The sequence below is a fragment of the Lacinutrix sp. 5H-3-7-4 genome, assembly GCF_000211855.2.
Taxonomy (GTDB): Bacteria; Bacteroidota; Bacteroidia; order Flavobacteriales; family Flavobacteriaceae; genus Lacinutrix.
The window spans coordinates 2,774,519-2,795,718 of the sequence record NC_015638.1; the positions used below are offsets into that span (position 1 = coordinate 2,774,519).

A 21,200-nucleotide genomic window follows, 5' to 3' on the forward strand; every position below is an offset into this window, starting at 1 on the left:
ACACATAAATTACGCTATAATTTGGGATATGATTTAAAATTAAGTCTATTACAGAAAATATAATATAACCAATTAGTAGGCAGCCAATTAAAACAGATAAAGACAATATTTTTTTTATGTTACTTTTATTTAAATACTTTTTTAAAATTAAACTATAAATTATTAAATAAAAGCAGGTTAACATTGTTATTAAAACAAAATATTTTTGAAAAGAATAAAACGTAAGAAAATTTATAGCTATCAGTGCAAATAAAGCGATTACAAATAACAAGTTTGCCTTTTGTTTTGTGACACTTAAGTATTTTACTAAAATAGTAAATACTACTATTGGAGAAATATAAAGCAATTTCTCTCGTTCCATAGTAAAACTCATTATAATACTAGTTAAAAATGATATTAAAAACAAAACATCAAATATGTTTATCTTTTTTAAAAACAGAAAAGCGTTTGTATTTTTTCTAGTCATTTTAGTTAACTTATTTAATTAAATGATATGTTTTATTACATGTGTATTTTAAATTTACGAAACTATAATTTAAGAAATTAATATTTGATGCTTTATTGTGTGATAACAATCATTTTGTAGTTAATAGATTACAAAACAACCTTTTTAAAGTTTGTTTTTAAAATTATATACTAATTAGATAGTTTTTCTGAAACATTTTATCGTAAATATCCTTGCTAAACATGTACAGTTGTGCTGGTCTTTTTGAGACGCCTACTTGTTTTTCGTCTAAAGCAATAATATATTTTTTATTAATTAATTTTCTTCTAAAATTTCTGTTATCTATTTCTATTCCTAAAATAGATTCGTATAAATCTTGTACATCATTAATTGTAAATTTATCTGGTAACAATTTAAAGATAATAGGTTCAGAGAGGCATTTTTCTTTTAAATCCTCATAAGCTTCTTTAATAATTTTATTGTGGTCAAATCCTAACTCGGGTAAATTATTTAAAGGAAACCATCTAGCATTATTCATGTTGCTTTCAATATCAACATCTTCTGTATTTAATAAAAAATAATAAGCAACAGTAACAGTTCTAGTATCAAACTCTTCATTTTTAATCCAAAGTAAATCTTTTTCATTTGTTAAACGATCTGGGTTACCAAAAGCTTTAAATTGTTTTTTATATTGGTTTGTTAAGCCTGTTAACTCTTTTAAAACTCTAGTTGCAGTATCATCTAAAGTTTCGTGATTGTACATGTGGTATCCAGTTAAAACATAATCATCAACCAAAACTTTCCCTTCATTTTCTAAGTGTCTTTTTATTAATAAAATATTTAAAGATTTTGTAGTTGTATCATATCCAAAAACAACACAATCTACAGAGATATTTAATATTTTTTCAAGCTTCATAATCTAATTTTATTTATTAAACGTCATATTTACATTAGCAATAATAGTGTTTTTATTTAAGTTTTATGTAATAAAAAATCAATTTAGAACACATAAATGTTAAAATAACATATTTTTATTGAGTATTTTTTGGTTTTTATTTGATTTTTGTAATACATTTGAAAAATAAACGTAAAAATGACGTTTGTTATCGCATTAATCTTTAACTATTTAAAAATGAATCGAAAATCAAAAAACATTACACTCGTTTTATTTCTATTAGTTTCTTGCATTTTTAATCCACTAAGTGCTCAAGAAAATAATACTAAAGAAAGTTATTCGCCATTTAGTTTAAGTGCTCATTTAAAAAATATGCATACTTGGCATGGATTTGTTGTGCATCCTGGAGCGATGTTGGCAAGTAGTTTGGAATATAATACTAAAAACAAAAAATTCACTTTTGGTTTTTGGGGAGGCGCAAGTTTTTCATCTGTAGATGTAAAAAATATAGAAACAGGCGAAAACGAAAGTGCTTACTATAAAGAAGTTTCAATTTATACAAAATATCGTTTTTCAGATAAATTTTTTATTGAAGCTGTTACACATAATAATTATACAGGAGTAGAAGAAAGAGGTGATGAGTTAAGTTACTGGAGCTACGATAAAACACAAGGTTATAACTTTGTCGATCTAAATTTTGGTTACAACATAACACCTAATACCTTATTGTATTTTGCTACAATTATTGGTGGTGGATCTGGAGATTACGAAGTGCAAGATAATGGCGATTTAAAAGATTCATGGACACATTATTTTGAAGTAAATAGTAAAGTTTGGCAAAATAAAAATTCTAGTTTGTCATTATTTGCTGGTGGCGCTTGGTCTTTTATTACAGATAAAACATTTTATACAGAAGGTACAGGAAATATTATTAACGTAGGCGCTACTTATAATAAAAAGTTTGAAGTTTTAAAACACACTATTCCAGTAGATGTTACATTAATGTGGAATCCTGAACAAGAAAAAACAGTAATTCAGTTAGATGTTGCCTTGTTTTAATATATAAAAAATACACTTAACTTTAATAGCGTGTAACCATTAAACTTAAAATTATGAAAACAAAATCTTCAATAATCAATTTTAAAAAATTGTGTTTTCCAATACTAGTGCTTTTATTGTGTTTTAATTTCTTTAGTTGTGCAGAGCAATTAAACGAGGTAGAAACTTCAACTAATACTTCAGAAGAAACAGGAGATATTTTTGAGAGTAAAATAGATTTAACTAGCAAAAAAATTGGTTACTGTTCACCATCATTAAACGCTCCTTATTACCAGGCTTTATGGAATAGTATAAAAACTACTACAGAAAAAAACGGAATGCAATTTTTATCTGCAGATGGTCAAGGCGATATTAACAAACAAATTGCAGCTGTAGAAGATTTAATTACAAAAGGAGTGGATGCATTATTGCTAAATCCTAAAGATCCTGATGCTTTGGTTGGTGTTACTAAAATTGCAAAAGCTGCAGGAATACCTGTTTTTATTATTGATAGTTCTATTAGTCCTGAAGCAGAATTTGTTACCACCATACAATCTAACAATTTAGCAAATGGCGAATTGGCAGGAGAATGGCTAGCTAAAAAGTTTGGAAGCAAACCAATGAACATCGCTTTATTAAGCGGAAATGCAGGAAACCCAGTGGGTCGCACTCGTAAACAAGGTTTATTACAAGGAATTACAGAAGAACAATTACGTACTCAAGGAAAAATTAATTTAAATGTAAAAACACAAGCGTATACCGAGTGGTCTTATGCGGGAGGATTGCAGGCAATGGAAGATATTTTAGTTGCGCATCCCGATGTTAATGTAGTGATTACAGAATCGGATGTTTGTGTATTAGGTGCTATTAAAGCGATTGCACAAGCTGGTAAAACAGATGATATTTTAATTGTTGCTGGTGCAGACGGACAAAAAGAAGCGATTAAATATATCATGGAAACCGATTTTTATGGTTGTACAGCAATGAATAGTCCTGTGCAAATTGGTAAAAATGCAGTGCAATATGCAATTGAATACATGAATGGTAAAACCGATTTTGATAAAAAATCATACACAGCACCTTTATTAATTACCAAAGAGAATGCAGCTAAGTACTACAATCCAAACGCGATATTTTAATCTAATCTAAGAGATATGAAAAACTCAGCAAGCGAATATCGTCTAGAAATGTCAGGAATTTCCAAAAGTTTTGGTGTTGTTTCTGTACTTAAAGACGTAAACTTAAAAGTTAAAGCAGGAGAAATTCATGCTTTATTAGGTGAAAATGGAGCTGGTAAATCTACTTTAATTAAAATTTTAAGTGGTGTACACCAAAAAGATACAGGTACTGTAATTTTAGATGGCGAAGAAATAACACCAAAAAACACACATGAAGGTCAGGTTTTAGGTATTAATGTAGTCTATCAAGAATTGTCTTTAGTGAATGACTTATCGGTTGCAGAAAATATTTATTTACACAAATTAGGTGCCAGTAAATCTTGGATGAACTGGAAAGGATTAATTAAAGATGCTCAAGAGTTATTAGATTCTTTAGACTTTAAAATTGATGCTTCTGCTAAAGTTAAAAATTTAAGTATCGTTCAAAAACAAGTAGTTGAAATTGCGAAAGCCATTTCAGAAGATACTAAAATTTTAGTCTTAGATGAGCCTACAACTGTCTTCGATCCTAAAGATGTAAAAAAACTGTTTCAAATTCTTTTCAGATTAAAAGAACAAGGTGTTTCTATAATTTATATATCGCATCACTTAGATGAAATTTTCAAAATAGCAGATACTGTAACTGTACTTAGAGATGGTGTTGATACTGGTAGTATGCCTATTTCTGAAACGGATAAAGATGGCGTAATTCACTTAATGATTGGTCGTGAACTTAAAGATTTATATCCAAAAAGAGATATTAAAATTGGAGAGATTCCAATCTTTCAAGTTAAAAATTTAACTGCTAAGGAAACCATGGTTAATGATGTTTCTTTCAATGTAAAACCTGGTGAAGTATTAGGTATTGCTGGTTTAGGCGGAAGCGGAAGAACAGAAACTGCTAAATTAATTTTTGGTGCAGATAAAAAGAAATCTGGGACTTTAATTTTAGAAGGTAAAGAGATTAAAACAAACTCTCCTGTAGATGCTGCAGGTTATCAAATTGGTTTTGTTTCCGAAGATAGAAAAGAAGAAGGTGTGTTTTTACCACTATCTATTAGAAGAAATATTAGTGTAACAAGTTTTAGTTCCATTTCAAGTAAACTAGGTTTCATAAACATTGAAAACGAATACAAAAAGGTCTTAGGTTTAATTGAGAAGTTAAACATCAAAACACCAAATTCTGAGGTAAATGTAAAAAATCTTAGTGGTGGTAATCAGCAAAAAGTAGCTCTAGCAAAATGGTTGAGCATTGATAGTAAAGTCATTTTTATTGATGAACCAACTAGAGGCGTAGATGTAGGTGCAAAAATTGAAATCTACAACCTTATTAATGAGGTTGCAAAAAAAGGTGTTGGTGTTGTAGTAATATCTTCCGATATGCCAGAAATTATGGGTATTTCAGATCGTATTTTGGTAATGCATGAAGGTACTGTTTATGGCGAATTGCAAAAAGAACAATTTTCAGAAGAAAACATTTTACGTTACTCCATTGGAGAAGCATTAAAACAATATAATTAAACTAATTAAACTTTTACGTTATGGCTTTAACATTAAAACAACAGCTTAGTTCTCCTGGAGGAATACTTAAGTTTTTAGTCAAGTATAATACTATATTCATTTTTATATTATTAGTGATTTTTTCAGCACTAATTTCCGATGTGTTTTTTACTTCTGTAAACCTTTCAAACTTATTAAAACAAGTTTCTGGTATTGGTATTATTAGCATTGGTATGCTCATCGTAATACTTACAGGTGGTATTGATTTATCGGTTGGGTCTATGGTAGCATTATTAGCTGTCGCTTTTGCCATTTTAGTCAATATTTTTGCTTTACCATTAGCCATTTTAATGACTATAGTTATTGGGTTTGGTTTAGGAAGCATTTCTGGTTACTTAGTTGCTTATCAAAAAATGGCACCTTTTGTGGCTACTTTAGCATTAATGACTATTGCTAGAGGTATGAGTTTTATCTATTCTAAAGGTTCTCCAGTTACATTCACAACCGTTGGCGGAAAATTTATGTCAGACTTCGCAAACAACTCAACTTTAGGTATTCCTAACATTGCAATCGTATTTTTTATCATCGTCATCTGCACAATGGTTATGCTACGTTATAACGTTTTTGGACGATTAATAATCGCTATTGGTAGTAATGAAGAAGCGTCTCGTTTATCCGGAATTAAAGTCAATAAATATAAATTTTTAGTCTATGCCATTTCTGGTGCTTTAGCGGCAACTGCTGCTATTATTGTGGCTTCTAGAACCAACTTAGGATCTCCAAACATGGGAATGGCTTGGGAGCTAGACGCTATTGCTGCTGTAGTTATTGGTGGAGCAAGTTTAAATGGAGGAAAAGGTACTGCAATAAATACCTTAATGGGTGTGCTTATTTTAGGATTAATAGGAAACATTTTAAACTTATTAAATGTGCCTTCATATCCACAACAAGTGGTTAAAGGTGCTATCATCATTTTCGCAGTATTATTACAAAGATTCGAAAGCAAATAAATATATATTCTGTAATGGAAAATTTAAAATTAAATACTAAAAACCTTTCTGCAATTGGAGAACGAATTGCAATACCAAAGTATAGTAGATCTGATATTAAAACAGGAATCGTACATGTTGGTATTGGCGGATTTCATAGAGCGCATGAAGCTTTTTATACCGATCAACTATTACAAGACGAAAGCGTAAAAGATTGGGGAATTTGTGGTGTGGCTTTATTAGATTTTGATACTAAAATCTATAACACATTAAAGGAACAAGATGGTTTGTATACATTAATTGTTAAAGAATTGGATGGCACACATACCAAACGTGTTATTGGTGCGATAACAGAATGTCTTTTTGCTCCAGAAAATCCAACAACTGTCATTGAAAAAATGGCAAGTCCAGAGGTTAAAATTATCACTTTAACCATTACGGAAGGTGGTTATAATTATAATGAAGCTACCAAGCAATTTGATTTTACAAATCCGTTAATTACTCACGATTTAGAACATCCTAATACTCCAAAAACGGTTTTTGGTTACCTAACACAAGCTTTAAAATTAAGGCAAGAACGTAAGTTGAAAGGCGTTACTATTCAGTCTTGTGATAATATTCAAGGTAATGGTCACATGACGCAAAATATGCTATTAAGCTATGTGTCTAAAGCTGAGCCATCTTTAATAGATTGGATTAACGAAAACGTTTCTTTTCCAAATGCAATGGTAGACAGAATTACACCTGTAACTACAGCAGAAGATATTGCACATTTAAAAGACACTTCTGGTATAAATGATGCTTGGCCAGTAGTTTGCGAACCTTTTAAACAATGGGTTATTGAAGATCATTTTATTGCAGGAAGACCAGCTTGGGAAAACGTAGGAGCACAGTTTGTTGAAGATGTTGTGCCTTATGAAAAAATGAAGCTAAGTTTATTAAATGCAGGACATTCAGTATTAGGGATTTTAGGTGCATTAATGGGTTACAATACCATTGATGAAGCGGTTAATAATCCAAATATTAGACTCTTTTTAAAGCATTATATGGATGAAGAAGTAACACCAACTTTAGGAGATTTAGAAGGTGTGGACTTAGATGCTTATAAAAAATCGTTGTTGGAGCGCTTCGGAAATATAAATATTAAAGATCAAATTGATCGTATTTGTTCGGAAACTTCAGCAAAATATCCAATTTTCATTTTACCAACTATTCAATCACAATTAGAAAATAATGGTGCTATTCAATTGGCTGCATTTGTAACAGCTGCTTGGGCAATTTATAGTTTGGGTACTAACGAAAATGGAGACACTTTAAACATAAAAGATGTTCTTAAAAAGGAGTTAAGCGAAAAAGCTAAAGAAGCAAAACAAAATCCGATTGCATTTTTGGATATGGAGTCTGTTTTCGGTTCGTTAAAACAAAATCAATTGTTTTCTGAAATGTTTAAGAAAGCTTATGAAACAATTGAAAATAAAGGCATAGAAAAAAGTATAATTGAAATTAATAGTAATTATTAAAAAGTAATTAGTATGAAAAATATAGTTTGTTTTGGAGAAGTGCTGTGGGACGTTTTTCCTACTCATAAAAAAATAGGTGGAGCACCTTTAAATGTAGCTTTACGCTTAAAATCTTTAGAAAATTATGTGTCTATTATAAGTAAAATAGGCAAAGATAATAATGGTCAAAAAATACTATTTCATATAGTTGATAATGATATAAATACCGAGAATTTACAGATAGATAAAAATTTAAAATCTGGAGAAGTGAAAGTGACTTTAGATAATCAAGGTTCTGCATCTTATAAAATTGAGTCACCAAGAGCTTGGGATAATATTGAATTAACCGAAACAGCAATAAAATCTACTAAAAATGCTGATGCCTTTATTTATGGGAGCTTAATAACCAGAAATAAAACATCTAAAGAAACATTGTTTGAACTCTTAAAATTTGCAAAGTATAAAATTTTTGATGTTAATCTTAGAGCTCCTTTTTATTCTACGGAAATTTTAAATCATTTAATGAATGAAGCCGATTTTATAAAATTTAATGATGACGAATTATTTGAGATTTGTAAAAGTTTAAATTATGAATCTGAAACAATTGAAGATTATATAAAATTTATAGCAGTACAAACAAAAACGAAATCTATTTGCGTTACAAAAGGAAATGAAGGTGCAATTTTATATTGTAATAACACATTTTATTATAATGATGGTTATGCAGTAAAAGTGATTGATACCGTTGGTGCCGGTGATTCTTTTTTAGCAACTTTAATAAATAAATTATTAAATAAAGACAAGCCTCAAGAAGCAATAAATTATGCTTGTGCAGTTGGTGCGTTAGTAGCCGCAAGTGAAGGAGCAAACCCAATAATAAATAGAGAACAAATCACAAAATTTATTAGTTCTAGTAAAGTTATGTGTGATAAATAGTTGATTAATAGCAATTCAATTATGATAAGTGCTATAACTTGTTTTAGCACTTTATTTAACAAAAAAGGTTGTCCTATTTTAGGACAACCTTTTTTATAAGTACAATGTTTAAAGTTTATTTTAAACTCTCTAATAACTTTTCTGCCACTAACTCAGACGATGCTGGATTTTGACCAGTAATTAAATTACCATCTTGAATAGCGTAAGCTGCCCAATCTTCTTTTTTAGAGTAGATTCCTCCGTTTTCATTTAGCATATCTTCTACTAAAAACGGAACAACTTCTGTTAAACCAACAGCAGCTTCTTCAGAGTTTGTGAACCCTGTTACTTTTTTACCTTTTACTAAAGGCTCTCCATCTGTTCCTTTTACACCTTTTAATGCAGCAGGTGCGTGGCATACAAATGCTACAGGTTTATCTTGAGCATTAAATTTTTCAATTAAAGCAATTGACGTTTCATCGTTCGCTAAATCCCATAATGGTCCGTGACCTCCTGGATAAAATACAGCATCAAAATCATCTGCTTTTAAATCGGCTAATTTATGTGTATTTGCAATTAACGCTTTAGCTTCTTCATCTTTATTGTAACGCTCAGTATCTTCTGTTGCAGCATCTGGTGAGTCACTACTTGGATCTATTGGTGCAGCACCACCATTTGGTGTTGCAATAGTGATTTTAGCACCTTTGTCTAATAATGTGTAATATGGATTTGCAAATTCTTCAACCCAAAATCCTGTTTTCTTTCCTGTGTCTCCTAATTTATCGTGAGATGTTAATACAAATAATACGTTCATATCTTTTTCTTTTTTTGTTTCTGTTTTTTCTTCTGAAACGCTTTCAGAAGGTGTTTCTTTTGTTTGATCTTTACAACTTGAAGCTGTAATAATGGTTAGCGCTAAGGCTACCGTTTTTATTATTTTCATTTAAATAATTATAAATTTAGTAGGCCATTTTTACTATTTTCTCTGCATCTTCTGGCATTAAAGCTTGACGCTCACCAAGTTTCCAACCTCTAGCTTTAAAACGTTTGGCAACTTCTTCCGCAGTTCCTTCGTACTCTTTTGTATAGTCTGATAATTTAGTATCAATACCTAATTCATGGAAAAAAGCTTCGGTTTTAGCAATAGCTTCATAGGCTTTATCGTCTGTGCTACCTTCAGTAATATTCCAAACACGTTCACCATATTGTGCTAATTTTTCTTTTTTAGCTTCAAAATTATATTTGTAATGACTTGGTGTTATTACAGCCAAAGTACGTGCGTGATCTATTCCAAATAAAGCTGTTAACTCGTGACCCATCATATGGATTGCCCAATCTCCAGGAACTCCTTTTTGAATAAGTCCGTTTAAAGCCATAGTACAACTCCACATAAAGTTAGATGCTGCTTGGTAATTTGTAGGATCTTTTAATACTGTTGGTGCAACTTCTACTAATGTTTGTAATATACTTTCTGCAAAGCGATCTTGTAATAATGCGCCAATTGGATACGTCATGTATTGCTCTAAAACGTGTGTAAAGGCATCGGTTAATCCGTTTGCTAATTGACGTTCTGGAATAGAGGTAATCACTTGAGGATCTAATATTGAAAACACTGGAAATAAACCAGGTCCACCCATTGCTAATTTCTCTTTAGTTTCTTCACGTGTAATAACGGCTCCAGAATTCATTTCAGATCCTGTTGCAGGTAAGGTTAAAACGGTTCCAAAAGGCATGCCTTTTTCTGTTCTAATATTTTTGGTTAAAATATCCCAAGGTGTATCACCATCGTAAACTGCTGCTGCAGATAAAAATTTAGTTCCGTCAATTACAGATCCACCACCAACTGCTAGTAAATACGTAATGTTTTCATCTTTTATTACTTTTAAAGCTTCCATTAGTTTAGCGTATTCTGGATTTGCAGGAATACCTCCAAACTCAGTCACATCAACGTCTGCTAAAGCGGTTTTTACTTGGTCGTAAATTCCGTTTTTCTTAATACTTCCGCCTCCATAAAGCAGTAATACTTTAGCATCTGCAGGAATTTCTTCCTTTACTTTTTCTATTGTGTCCTTTCCAAAAATAATTTTGGTTGGGTTTTTAAAATCAAAATTGTTCATTTTCTTTTTCGGTTTTACTTGTTATATTTTTACTATCATTTTTCCTTTGTTTTTACCTTCAAATAAATCGATAAAAGCTTGAGGAATATTATCAAAACCATCAACGATAGTTTCGGTATAGGTTAATTTGTCTTCAGCTAACCAACCTGCTAATTTTTGCATGGCTTCTGGGAATTTTTCAGCAAAATTGCTTACTATAAATCCTTGCATTAATGCACTGTTTTTAACTAAAAATGGTTGTACGCTTATGCTTTTAGGTAATTCAGTTTCATTATAAACCGAAATGGCACCACAAATAATAATTCGTGCAAATTGATTAATACTAAATAAAACAGCATCAGAAATTGGTCCGCCAACATTATCAAAATACACATCTACACCATTTGGTGCAGCTTCTGCAATTGCAGATTTCATGTCTTCTGTGGTGTTGTAATTGATACCTTCATCAAAACCGAATTTACTTTTTAGCATTTCGATTTTCTCATCTGTACCAGCAATACCAATAACGCGTAAGCCTAGTATTTTTGCTATCTGTCCAACAACGCTACCAACAGCTCCTGCTGCTCCAGAAACCACAATAGTTTCGCCTTCTTTAGGTTTTCCTATTTCGGTTAAACCTAAATAGGCTGTTAAACCTGTCATTCCTAAAATACCTAAATAGGCACTTAAAGGTGCTTTTTCTGGATCTACTTTATTTAAGCCTTCGCCATTAGACACTTGTTGTGTAGACCAGTTTAGCATACCAGAAACGTAATCTCCAACTTGAAATTTATCGTTTTTAGACGCTGTAACTTTAGCCACAACACCAGAGTGTACAGGTTCGTTTAACTTAAAAGGTTCAACGTAAGATTTTGCATCACTCATGCGTCCTCTTAAATAAGGATCTACAGAAACATAAGCAGCTTCTAATAAAATCTCACCATCAGCTATTGTTAATGTTTTATCTTTTTCTACAAATTCAAAGTTTGAAAGTGTAGGTTTTCCTTCGGGTCTACTATTTAATAATATGGTTTTCATTTTAATTCTTTTTTAATCTATAATTGTTACTAAATCTTCCATTGGTTTTCTAACTTTTACTAAGTCTGAAAGCCAATCTTCTTCTGTTTTTCTATATCCTATTGGTAGTAATACAGCGCTTCTTAAGCCTTTTGCGCGAAGTCCTAAAATTTGATCTACAGCTTCTGCATCAAAACCTTCCATTGGTGTGGCATCCACACCTTCGTAAGCAGCAGCAACAATAGCATGAGCAAAGGCAATGTATGCTTGTTTTGCTGCATGATTAAAGTTTTCTTCTTCGTCTTTTTGAGGATACGAGTTTAATAGTTGCTGGCGGTAGTTTTCCCAACCTTCGTTTTTAAATCCTCGAATATCGTTTGTTAAATCGAACATATAATTAATACGCTCTTTAGTATAGGTATCCCAAGCAGCAAAAATGAATAGGTGAGAGCAGTCTGTAATCACAGATTGATTCCAACCAACTTCTCTTATTTTTTCTTTAATCTCTTTATTTTTTATAACTATAATTTCAAAAGGTTGTAATCCTGATGACGTAGGCGCTAAACGTGCAGCTTCTAAAATGCGTTCTATTTTATCTTCTGGCACAGTTTCACCATTCATAGCTTTTGTTGCGTATCTCCAATTTAATTTGTCTAGTAATTCCATATTTTTTTAGTTGTTTTTTGTAATTCGTTTTATATCTGTTGAAGTAATAATGACTTCGGCATGATTTTCACTATTAGCCAGATTTATCATGGCTTGAGCCATTTTTTCAGGATCTGTGATTTTATATTTTTTTAATTTTCCGAAGAATAAAGGCTGAATAACTTTAAATACAGCTTTACCAATAGCTTCTAGCGTGCGACTTTCTTCGCGATCACCACCAATTAATGAAGGTTGAAAAATGAACGTTTTCTTTATGTTTTGTTTTAAAACATCACGTTCCATTTCACCTTTTGTTTTGTTGTAAAATACGCTACTGTTTGCATCTGCACCTAAAGCCGAAATGACTAAAAACGTTTCAACACCATTAGCCTTTGCTAATTTTGCAGCAGAAACCGGAATGCCATAATCTATTTTTTTGTACAAGTCTTTATCTGGAGTTTTGGCTTTGGTTGTACCAATACAACAGAAAACATGGTCGCCAGTAAAATCGTTTTTAAACTGTTCTATTTCTAATAAATCACCAATGTATTGCGTGACTTTATTTGGTAAGTCTTCTATTTTTGAACGCGAAAATAACTTGATACTTTCGTAACGCTCATCATTAATAAGTTGGTCTAACAATAAACCACCTGTTAATCCTGATGCGCCTAATATAATTGCTGTTTTTTTCATGTTATTGGCATACTTTAATACTGCTCCATGCAGATTGATAGGCTTCTTCTAAATGTGCTTTATCTAATGTAAAAACACCACGTTTTTGGATAATCATTAAAAACGATAACGGATTTATAGCATAAGCATATAGTAAATAGTCTGATAATGGTTTTATAATGCCTTCTTGTCTGCCACGTTCCCAAAGGTCGAGTAGTGGTTGCAAGTGTTTAATACCTTCTTGTCTGCTTTGTTCATCAATCATTGGAGTGTTATCACATTGTGCTAAAAACATCGCATTTTCACTTTCTTTAAGTTTAAAGTCTGCAATACGATTCCAAATCAATTTAAAACCTGCTTCAACCGGCATTGTTTCATCATAAGTTGCAAAGGCGTATTTTGTGTATTCGGCTTTAACTTCAACGTAAGTCTTATTAACTAGGTCTTGTTTATTTTCAAAATATAGATAGATTGTAGCAGGTGAGACGTTTGCCATTTTAGCTATTTTACTCATTGGTGTTGCATGAAAACCGTTGTTGTTTACCAACTCGATTGTCGCTTTTATTAATGCGTTACGTTTATCTATACTTTTTTGAAGTTTTGCCATTTCTGTTTAAATTCTAATACAAAGATATGTAAAAATGAATGTTCATTCTTTTTTTTAACAAAGGTTTATACTTTGATTAAATACTTCGTTAAACTTTTGAAAATTAGTCGTTAAAAGACAATCTATATTATAGTTTTGTGTAAAAAGAAACCAAAATTACTATGAGCAAACAACACCTTTTAACACCTTATAAAAAAAATATTTCACTAAATAATAGAGTCGTAATGGCACCAATGACACGTAGTCGTGCAGATAATGATGCTAAAGCACCAACTAACGATTTACACGGTTTGTATTATGAACAGCGTGCATCGGCTGGATTAATAATTACCGAAGGCTCTCAAGTTTCTAAACAAGCTGTTGGATATATAAACACACCAGGAATCCACACAGAAGCACAAGTAGAAGGTTGGAAAAAAGTAACTAAACGTGTACACGATAAAGGTGGAAAAATATTTATACAGTTATGGCATGTTGGCCGAATATCGCACCCAGATTTTCATGATGGCGACTTGCCAGTTTCGGCTTCAGCCATAAATCCTAACGCTAAATCGTTTACACCAGATGGCTTCAAGGATACAGTTACACCAAAAGCAATGACTATTGAAGAAATTAAACAAACGATTAAAGATTTTCAAGATGCTGCAGCAAATGCAGTAGAAGCTGGTTTTGATGGTGTAGAAATACATTCGTCTAACGGTTATTTGTTTCAGCAATTTTTTAATGGCTGTTCAAATGAAAGAACGGATGAGTATGGAGGTTCGATTGAAAATAGAGCGCGTTTCTTTTTTGAGGTTTTAGACGCTATAAAAGAAGTGATTCCGCAGGAAAAAATAGGAACACGTTTTAATCCGTCGTTGCATGGTATGTCTGGAATTACGGTAGATGAAGAGACTATTCCAACATTTGAATACATCATTAAAAAGTTAAACGATTACAATTTAGCCTATATTCATTTATCTGAACCTTTTACAGATGTATCTGAAGTACCTTTTGCTGTCACAGAAATTGCAAAACATTTTAGACCATTATATAATGGAACTTTAATTATTAATACCGATTTTGATCAAGACAAAGGAAATGAGGTTTTAGAAGCTGGTAATGCTGATTTAGTTGCTTACGGAAAACCATTTATTTCTAATCCAGATTTAGTAGAGCGTTTTGAAAATAATATTGAATTAGCAGATTGGGATAAAGACACATTTTACACCACAGGACCTGAAGGTTACACAGATTATCCAAAGGCTTAAAGCCAATAAATAATAAGTAAAAAAAGCATCTAAAATTAATTTTTAGATGCTTTTTTTAATTTATATAAAATTTTGATTTACAATTATTTATGTTTAATATTTGAAAGCAAAGGTTTAAATGATATAAATAATATTGTATAAATAAATAATAGTAATAAATACCAAGTATTAGATACTAAATCTAAGTAATCTATCTTACCATTAGAGAAGCTTAAAATCATTAAAACTTGTGCTCCATAAGGTAAAATACCTTGTACAATACAAGCAAAAATATCTAAAATTGAAGCTGTTTTTTTATTGTCTAAGCCATACTCATCGTTAATGGTTTTAGCAATTGGACCAGCAATAATTATTGATACTGTATTATTGGCAATTGCCATGTTTATAGTACCAACCAGAGAAGCTATTCCTAATTGTGCAGAGGTTTTGTTTTTTATAAGCTTTTTAATATTTTTTAATATGTAGTCTATTCCTCCGTTTTTAGAGACCAAAGCAGCTAAACCACCAGTTAATAGCGATAGTAAAAATATTTCGGTCATGCTTGTAAAACCAGTGTAAGCTAGTTTTGTAGATTCAATAAGTGTGAAATCGCCATAAATAATTCCTAAAAGGCCACCAGCAATAACACCTAAAAGTAAAGTAATAAATACGTTAATTCCTATAATAGACAGTATGATAACTAATAAATAAGGCAATATTTTAATTACAGAATAGCTGTAAACCGTAGCGTCTTCAACATTAGTTTCTAATTCTAAACCTTGAATAATTAGTATAGCAATAGTAAATAAAGCTGCTGGCAACGCTATTTTAATGTTCTGCTTAAATTTATCGCTCATTTTACAGCCTAGCGATTGTGTAGCAGCAATGGTAGTGTCTGATATTACAGATAAATTATCACCAAACATACTTCCGCCTAAAAGCGCGCCACAAAGGATTGCTAAATCTACACTGCTTTTATCTGCAAAACCTATAACTATAGGTGCTAAAGCTACAATAGCACCAACTGAAGTTCCTGTAGAAACCGATAAAAATGCAGCAATTACAAACACACCAAAGTAAATGTATTGTATGGCAATAAAGTCTAACCCTAAATTTACAATAGCGTCAACACTTCCTGTGGCCTTTGTAATAGTAGCAAAAGCACCTGCTAATAAATAGATTAAACACATAGTTAAAATCTTATCATCGCCACAGCCTTTTAAAAGGGTTTCAATTTTAGAGTTAATCGATTGTCTAAACATTAAAAACGCGACTATAATGCCTACTATAACTGCAATTGGTGCAGGAAGTGCATAAAAATCATTTTGATAAATTCCAACACCTAAAAACGTAAATACAAATACGAATAGCGGAATTAAAGCTGTAAATTTTGGAGTAATTTGCTGTGGACTTGCCATTTTTCTTTTTCATTTTAAAAAGGAAATAGCAATCAAAAAATAAGAAATATGAGTTAACATTTGTTCCAATTAATTGGCTTATCTATTTAGCACCTTGCTCGTTATTGCAGGTTGCTATCTCCTTTTAGAGATTCTTGATAATTATTTTTAAGTCTGCAAAGGTAGGGTAGAAAGCAATGCGTAATTCTTAAAAAGTGTTAATTTTTAAAAAAGTCAAAATTCTCGTCGATAGATTTCCCGATTTCGTATAGTAAAAACCCTCAAACGTCTATCGCTTTATAATAAGAATGCATATAGTTTCATCTTTGAAGTGTAAAATTAAAACACCTTAAAAAATGAAATTATATTTAATCTTAGTTAGTTAGTTAGTTAGTTAGTTTATTTTTAGTGCAACTATCTCTTTATCAGTAAAAATCAACTAAATAAGCCTAAGTTTTTAGAGTATATTAATAATAACTCTTTGCATTAATTTTCAGGAATTTTATCTTATAAAAAAATCTCATCTATAAAAAATCCAATTTGGTAGATACAATCTAGCTAACGGTCTATTTTCATTTTTTAACAGAAATAATTCAAATACCTTTAAACTATTAATACTAATAACGGTCTTAGTATTGATGGTAAAATAAAGTTGAATTATTAAACCTTTAAATTATGAAAACATTTATAAAAACATATATACTACCTGCGGTATTATTGGTTGCATTTACAACACAAGCAGAAGCACAAACAAGAAGAACAACAACAACAAATAAAAAAGTAACTACAACTAAACGTACAGTTGCTAAGCGTGTACCAAGTACAAAAGTGACTTATAAAACGCCTAAACGTAAAGTAGTTTCGGTTAGAAATGTACCTAATAGAATAGTAGTTGCACATCGTGGTCAAAATTATTACTATGCTAATAATAAGTATTATACACAATCCAGAGGTCGTTATATTGTTATAGCTCCAAAAGTTGGGTTCAGGATTAATACATTGCCTGTAAACTATAAAAGAGTACGTTATAATAACCATAATTATTACAATGCTCATGGTATATTTTATGTTCAAATAAATAACCAGTATGAAGTTGTAGATCCAGAAGTTGGTACCATAGTTTATGAGTTACCCGACGATTATGAAAAAGTGGTTATAAACGACGAAACGTATTATGAATATGCAAATATATTATACGAGAAAGTACAAGTAGATGGTACCAGAGCTTATGAAGTTGTAGGTATTATAGAAATGGAATAGTTATGTTTATTTTGATTGGTTAATAACGGGAATTGAGGTTAGTTTTTTGCTAACCTCTTTTTTTGCCTCAGAATTAGTAAGCGTTTACTAATTTTATTTATATATTAGTAAAATAAAACTAATTTTATTTTGAAAACAAAAAGTAAATTAAAAGCAATTTCATTATTTAATAGCAACGGTATTGCTAATGTTTCTATGAAGCAAATTGCTGATGCGCTTAATATTAGCGCTGGCAATTTAAGTTATCACTATAAAAATAAAGCTGTACTATTAGCTTCAATTTATGAAGATATGTATGCAGAAACTTTAGATTTTATTCTACCAGAAAACACGTACATTACCTTATTTCATTTTGAAGAAATGATGCTAAAATTTGCGAATTTACAGCAACGCTATTCGTTTTTTTTTAATGATGTTGTTCATATTATTAAAACCTATCCAAAAATAGCAAAACAGTACGAACAGTCTAACTTAACACGATTTAAAGAAGCTAGAAAATTAATAGACTATTATATAGAAACTAAACGTTTAAAGCCCGAAAATGATATTATAAATTATAATAAAACCATTCATACTATTTGGATGATAAGTACATTTTGGCAAGCTCAAAAACTTGCTATACAATCACCTAAATATAGTATTAATAAATGCGAATCTATTACTATGCTTTGGCAACTATTGTTACCACATTTAACCCAAAAAGGCACAGAAGAATACCTACAACTAAAACAATTTGTAAACAGAACTAACTAAATTATATCCTTTATGAGAACCATTGATTCATTATTAGCAGAATATGCAGAAAGCCACCAAAAAAAATTAAACATTGCCATACATTATATTTGTGTACCGCTTATATTTTTTAGTTTAATTGGCTTATTAGCATCCATACCATTACCTGATAGCATCACTAATGCGCTGCCAGTAAGTATTTTACCATACGCACATCTTGGAACAGTTGTTATTATTTTGGGTTTAATTTATTATTTACGCTTATCGGTGGTATTATTTATTGGTATGCTTCTATTTTCTGCACTTGTTTTATTTTTTATACACCAAATAGAATTATTGCAATTGGCTCCTTTGTGGCTAATTATGCTAATTATTTTTATTGTAGCATGGATTGGTCAATTTATTGGGCATAATCACGAAGGCAAAAAACCATCGTTTATTAAAGACTTACAGTTTTTAATGATTGGTCCAGCATGGACTATGAGCCATTTATTTGATGCATTAGGCATAAAATATTAGTAGTAAATTATTTATTTTAAATAACTGGTAATTAGTTTTTTAGAAAGCAATTTTTACTTTAATAGCTGTATATTTGATTAACCAACAAATATATTATTCTCGTTTTGAAGCTATTAAAAAACAAGATTGCTATTCTCTTTTTTTGTTTTTCCTGTTCTGTAATAAGTCAGGAAATGCTTTCAAGCGAAGCTGCGTATAATAAATACCAAGCACTGCAACTCCAAATAAAAGACAATAATTTAAAGTTTAGTGATGAAACATATTGGGCTTATTATTTTGAAATAAACGATTTAGTAAAACAAATTAAAAACAATAACGAGCTTGTATTACTACATTATTACAAGTGCGCTTATAATTTTAGATACTTAGACTTGCCAAAAGAAGCTATAAAACACTACAAAGCTTTTTTTAAATATTACGAAACCAATACTCAATTTTTTTCTGAAGCAGAATTAAACAACTTTCGGCATTACCGTGCACAATCTTATGGTTATTTAGCAGATAGTTACGCTAAAGTAGCATATTTAGATAGTGCTAATTTGGTGCATAAAAAAAATATAGAATTTACAAAAGCAGATAAAAATTTAAATCGGGCTTCAGCATTAAACAATTACGGCCTTTTTTTCTATTGGAATAAAAAAGAATTAGATTCTGCATTAATCTATTTTAATAAATCCTTTCAGCTTACAAAAGCTTTAAAACCTGTTAATCATTTACTTGGTAGCGTAAGAGATAATATAGCAGATGTTTATGTGGAACAAGGTAAAATTGCAGAAGCCAATGCTTTGTACAAGGAAAATTTCGAATTCTACAAAACCTCAAGAATTAAAGCAGCGAATGCATTTAGTGAAAGCCGAATTGATTATAAACGCTTTGCAGCCGCAGGATTTCAACTAATAGATACAGCTATAATTTTAAAAGATTTTAAAAGTGTAGATACTGTATTACAACAAATGCATAAACTACTTTATAACCCAGAAAAGAAAGTTAATGCAAGTTCACGATTGTATTATTTACAAGGCAAAGAATTAGTATTACTGGCTAAAAACCAGCCAAATGAAGCCTATTTATGGTCAAAAAAAGTAAAACAATTATCAGATAGTATCGTTGCTATAGAAAACAATAAAAAAAGCACAATAAAAAATGCAATAAGTGATGTCGCTTTTCAACGTTTAAAAGCCAGACACATTTTTGAAAAACAGGAAAAAGAAAGCAAAATTAAAAATCAGAGATTAAAACTTTGGATTATCTCTATCTCTTCAATTTCAATTTTCAGTTTTTTAGCATTCTTATATTTTAGTCGTAAACAACACCTTATAAATGCTAAAAACAAACAAAAAATAGCAGAATTACAAAACGAAAAACTAAACTCTCAAATTGAATCTAAACAACGAGATTTATCAGACTTTGCCATTAATTTAACCCAAAATCAAGAATGGGCAAAAGCACTTGCTACCAAGTTAGAGCATTTAAAAACAACCAAAGGCAGAGAAAGAAAAAAACTGTTCGATGCGTTTGAGCAAGACATACAAAATAAAATAACGTTTGATGTTGATACTAAAGATTTCTACCAACGTTTAGATACTTTAAACGATGCATTTTATAGCAAACTTCAAAATAAATTTCCAAACCTTAGTAAAACCGAAAAACGTTTATGCTCTTTAATAAGGCTAAAAATAGAAAGCTATGAAATTGCAGCACTTCAAAACATAACTTTAGCTTCATTAAATACCAGTCGATACCGTTTAAGAAAAAAATTAAACCTTGATAAAGATGAAGATTTAAATGATTTCATTCAAAGTTTATAAACAGTAGCAACCCTTTATTTTACAGGTGTTTCAAGCCTGAAAAATGCAACTTGTACACTATTTGTCTATAGGTTAAATAGTTAATTAATAGGTAATTGTGTCTAAATTAGACATAACAAAACAAGACGTGATCAATCTTGTTTTACGCTATTAATCATTTCTATTAACAAAAAAACAAGTATTATGAAAACATGTATTTTAGGTTTACTATTTTTAGGTCTAACCAGCCAGGCATTTGCCCAAGACGAATTAGCATTAAATACCACAACACCAGATTTAGAGTCACGTTTTACAAAAACCAAAAGTAAAGCAACAAAAACAACTCAAATATCAAAACGCATTTCTGCTTTTCAAAAAGTAGTATCAAATTACGATATTACTTCAAAGCAAATTTATACACCTAAAAAACCAGCAACCTATACCGTTGTGTTTAAAGAGGCAAATAATGTAATTACCAATGTGTATAATAAAAAGGGTGAAGTAATTGCCAGTAAACAAAAGTTTGAAAATGTGCGTTTGCCAGATCATATAAGTGTAGCTATCTTAAAAAAATATCCAAACTGGTCTGTTAAATCTGTAAAATGCACAATAGAGCTTAAAGAGAATGCTCAAGAAAATATTAGTTACAAAATTAAAATAACTAATGGTAAACAGAGCAAAATAATTAAAGCATAGACTAAGCACATAATATCCCTTAAGTTAATAGTATAGCAGGCAACAGTAGTTGCCTGTTTTTTTGTGTTATACTTAGGGTTTAATTAACAAATTATTAGATTAAAA

At 30.6% G+C, this 21,200-nt stretch carries 20 protein-coding genes and 1 riboswitch; of the genes, 12 read left to right on the forward strand and 8 right to left on the reverse strand.

Features of this window, described 5'->3' with window-relative positions; all coding sequences use genetic code 11:
• Positions 1-629: 629 nt before the first annotated feature.
• A complete protein-coding gene (locus LACAL_RS12510) occupies positions 630-1,361 on the reverse strand; it encodes an NUDIX domain-containing protein (RefSeq protein WP_013871118.1) in 732 nt (243 codons plus the stop codon).
• A 216-nt stretch (positions 1,362-1,577) separates the two neighbouring features.
• Between LACAL_RS12510 and LACAL_RS12515 the strand changes: the two genes are divergently transcribed.
• Genes LACAL_RS12515 through LACAL_RS12540 form a run of 6 tightly spaced genes read left to right on the forward strand, consistent with a single transcriptional unit; the run spans position 1,578 to position 8,459 of the window.
• Positions 1,578-2,399 (forward strand): hypothetical protein, encoded by an 822-nt coding sequence (locus LACAL_RS12515; protein ID WP_237700988.1) that lies wholly within the window; start codon positions 1,578-1,580, stop codon positions 2,397-2,399.
• A 53-nt stretch (positions 2,400-2,452) separates the two neighbouring features.
• Positions 2,453-3,517, forward strand: a complete 1,065-nt coding sequence (locus LACAL_RS12520; protein ID WP_013871120.1) for a substrate-binding domain-containing protein — start codon at positions 2,453-2,455, stop codon at positions 3,515-3,517.
• Between the two features lie 15 nt (positions 3,518-3,532).
• Positions 3,533-5,056 (forward strand): sugar ABC transporter ATP-binding protein, encoded by a 1,524-nt coding sequence (locus LACAL_RS12525; RefSeq protein ID WP_013871121.1) that lies wholly within the window; start codon positions 3,533-3,535, stop codon positions 5,054-5,056.
• A gap of 20 nt (positions 5,057-5,076) precedes the next feature.
• Positions 5,077-6,045: an ABC transporter permease gene (locus tag LACAL_RS12530; protein WP_013871122.1), complete on the forward strand. Its 969-nt coding sequence runs from the start codon at positions 5,077-5,079 to the stop codon at positions 6,043-6,045.
• Positions 6,046-6,059: 14 nt separating this feature from the next.
• Positions 6,060-7,544 carry a mannitol dehydrogenase family protein gene (locus tag LACAL_RS12535; RefSeq protein ID WP_013871123.1) on the forward strand — a complete coding sequence of 495 codons (1,485 nt, stop codon included), beginning with the start codon at positions 6,060-6,062 and terminating at the stop codon, positions 7,542-7,544.
• 12 nt (positions 7,545-7,556) lie between these two features.
• The gene (locus tag LACAL_RS12540) at positions 7,557-8,459 is read left to right on the forward strand and encodes a carbohydrate kinase (protein ID WP_013871124.1); all 903 of its coding nucleotides are present in this window, start codon (positions 7,557-7,559) and stop codon (positions 8,457-8,459) included.
• Between the two features lie 115 nt (positions 8,460-8,574).
• Here LACAL_RS12540 and LACAL_RS12545 read toward each other — a convergent pair whose 3' ends face one another.
• The 6 genes from LACAL_RS12545 to LACAL_RS12570 are packed head-to-tail and all read right to left on the reverse strand — an operon-like array spanning position 8,575 to position 13,475.
• Positions 8,575-9,381: a type 1 glutamine amidotransferase domain-containing protein gene (locus LACAL_RS12545; RefSeq protein ID WP_013871125.1), complete on the reverse strand. Its 807-nt coding sequence runs from the start codon at positions 9,379-9,381 to the stop codon at positions 8,575-8,577.
• Between the two features lie 16 nt (positions 9,382-9,397).
• A complete protein-coding gene (locus tag LACAL_RS12550) occupies positions 9,398-10,555 on the reverse strand; it encodes an iron-containing alcohol dehydrogenase (RefSeq protein ID WP_013871126.1) in 1,158 nt (385 codons plus the stop codon).
• A 21-nt stretch (positions 10,556-10,576) separates the two neighbouring features.
• Positions 10,577-11,572 (reverse strand): NADP-dependent oxidoreductase, encoded by a 996-nt coding sequence (locus tag LACAL_RS12555; protein ID WP_013871127.1) that lies wholly within the window; start codon positions 11,570-11,572, stop codon positions 10,577-10,579.
• 12 nt (positions 11,573-11,584) lie between these two features.
• On the reverse strand, positions 11,585-12,217 hold the full coding sequence (locus LACAL_RS12560; protein WP_013871128.1) for a nitroreductase family protein: 633 nt from the start codon (positions 12,215-12,217) through the stop codon (positions 11,585-11,587).
• 6 nt (positions 12,218-12,223) lie between these two features.
• Complete coding sequence (locus LACAL_RS12565) at positions 12,224-12,889, reverse strand: NAD(P)H-binding protein (RefSeq protein WP_013871129.1); 666 nt, start codon at positions 12,887-12,889, stop codon at positions 12,224-12,226.
• A 1-nt stretch (position 12,890) separates the two neighbouring features.
• Entirely contained in the window at positions 12,891-13,475 is a 585-nt protein-coding gene (locus tag LACAL_RS12570) for a TetR/AcrR family transcriptional regulator (RefSeq protein WP_013871130.1), read from the reverse strand.
• 161 nt (positions 13,476-13,636) lie between these two features.
• On the opposite strand from LACAL_RS12570, the gene LACAL_RS12575 reads away from it, so the two are divergent.
• Positions 13,637-14,725, forward strand: coding sequence for an alkene reductase (locus tag LACAL_RS12575; protein ID WP_013871131.1), 1,089 nt, complete (start codon positions 13,637-13,639; stop codon positions 14,723-14,725).
• A gap of 83 nt (positions 14,726-14,808) precedes the next feature.
• Here the strand turns inward: LACAL_RS12575 and LACAL_RS12580 are convergent, their stop codons facing one another.
• Positions 14,809-16,122, reverse strand: a complete 1,314-nt coding sequence (locus tag LACAL_RS12580) for a Na+/H+ antiporter NhaC family protein (protein WP_013871132.1) — start codon at positions 16,120-16,122, stop codon at positions 14,809-14,811.
• A gap of 49 nt (positions 16,123-16,171) precedes the next feature.
• Positions 16,172-16,268: riboswitch (SAM-I-IV-variant riboswitch) on the reverse strand.
• A 508-nt stretch (positions 16,269-16,776) separates the two neighbouring features.
• Here LACAL_RS12580 and LACAL_RS12585 point away from each other — a divergent pair.
• From LACAL_RS12585 to LACAL_RS12605, 5 genes are all read left to right on the forward strand, one after another.
• A complete protein-coding gene (locus LACAL_RS12585; protein WP_013871133.1) occupies positions 16,777-17,361 on the forward strand; it encodes a DUF6515 family protein in 585 nt (194 codons plus the stop codon).
• A gap of 129 nt (positions 17,362-17,490) precedes the next feature.
• Positions 17,491-18,114, forward strand: a complete 624-nt coding sequence (locus LACAL_RS12590) for a TetR/AcrR family transcriptional regulator (RefSeq protein ID WP_013871134.1) — start codon at positions 17,491-17,493, stop codon at positions 18,112-18,114.
• 12 nt (positions 18,115-18,126) lie between these two features.
• Complete coding sequence (locus LACAL_RS12595) at positions 18,127-18,612, forward strand: DUF962 domain-containing protein (RefSeq protein WP_013871135.1); 486 nt, start codon at positions 18,127-18,129, stop codon at positions 18,610-18,612.
• A gap of 173 nt (positions 18,613-18,785) precedes the next feature.
• The gene (locus LACAL_RS12600) at positions 18,786-20,420 is read left to right on the forward strand and encodes a tetratricopeptide repeat protein (protein WP_013871136.1); all 1,635 of its coding nucleotides are present in this window, start codon (positions 18,786-18,788) and stop codon (positions 20,418-20,420) included.
• Between the two features lie 183 nt (positions 20,421-20,603).
• Positions 20,604-21,095: a hypothetical protein gene (locus LACAL_RS12605; RefSeq protein WP_013871137.1), complete on the forward strand. Its 492-nt coding sequence runs from the start codon at positions 20,604-20,606 to the stop codon at positions 21,093-21,095.
• Positions 21,096-21,200: the final 105 nt, after the last annotated feature.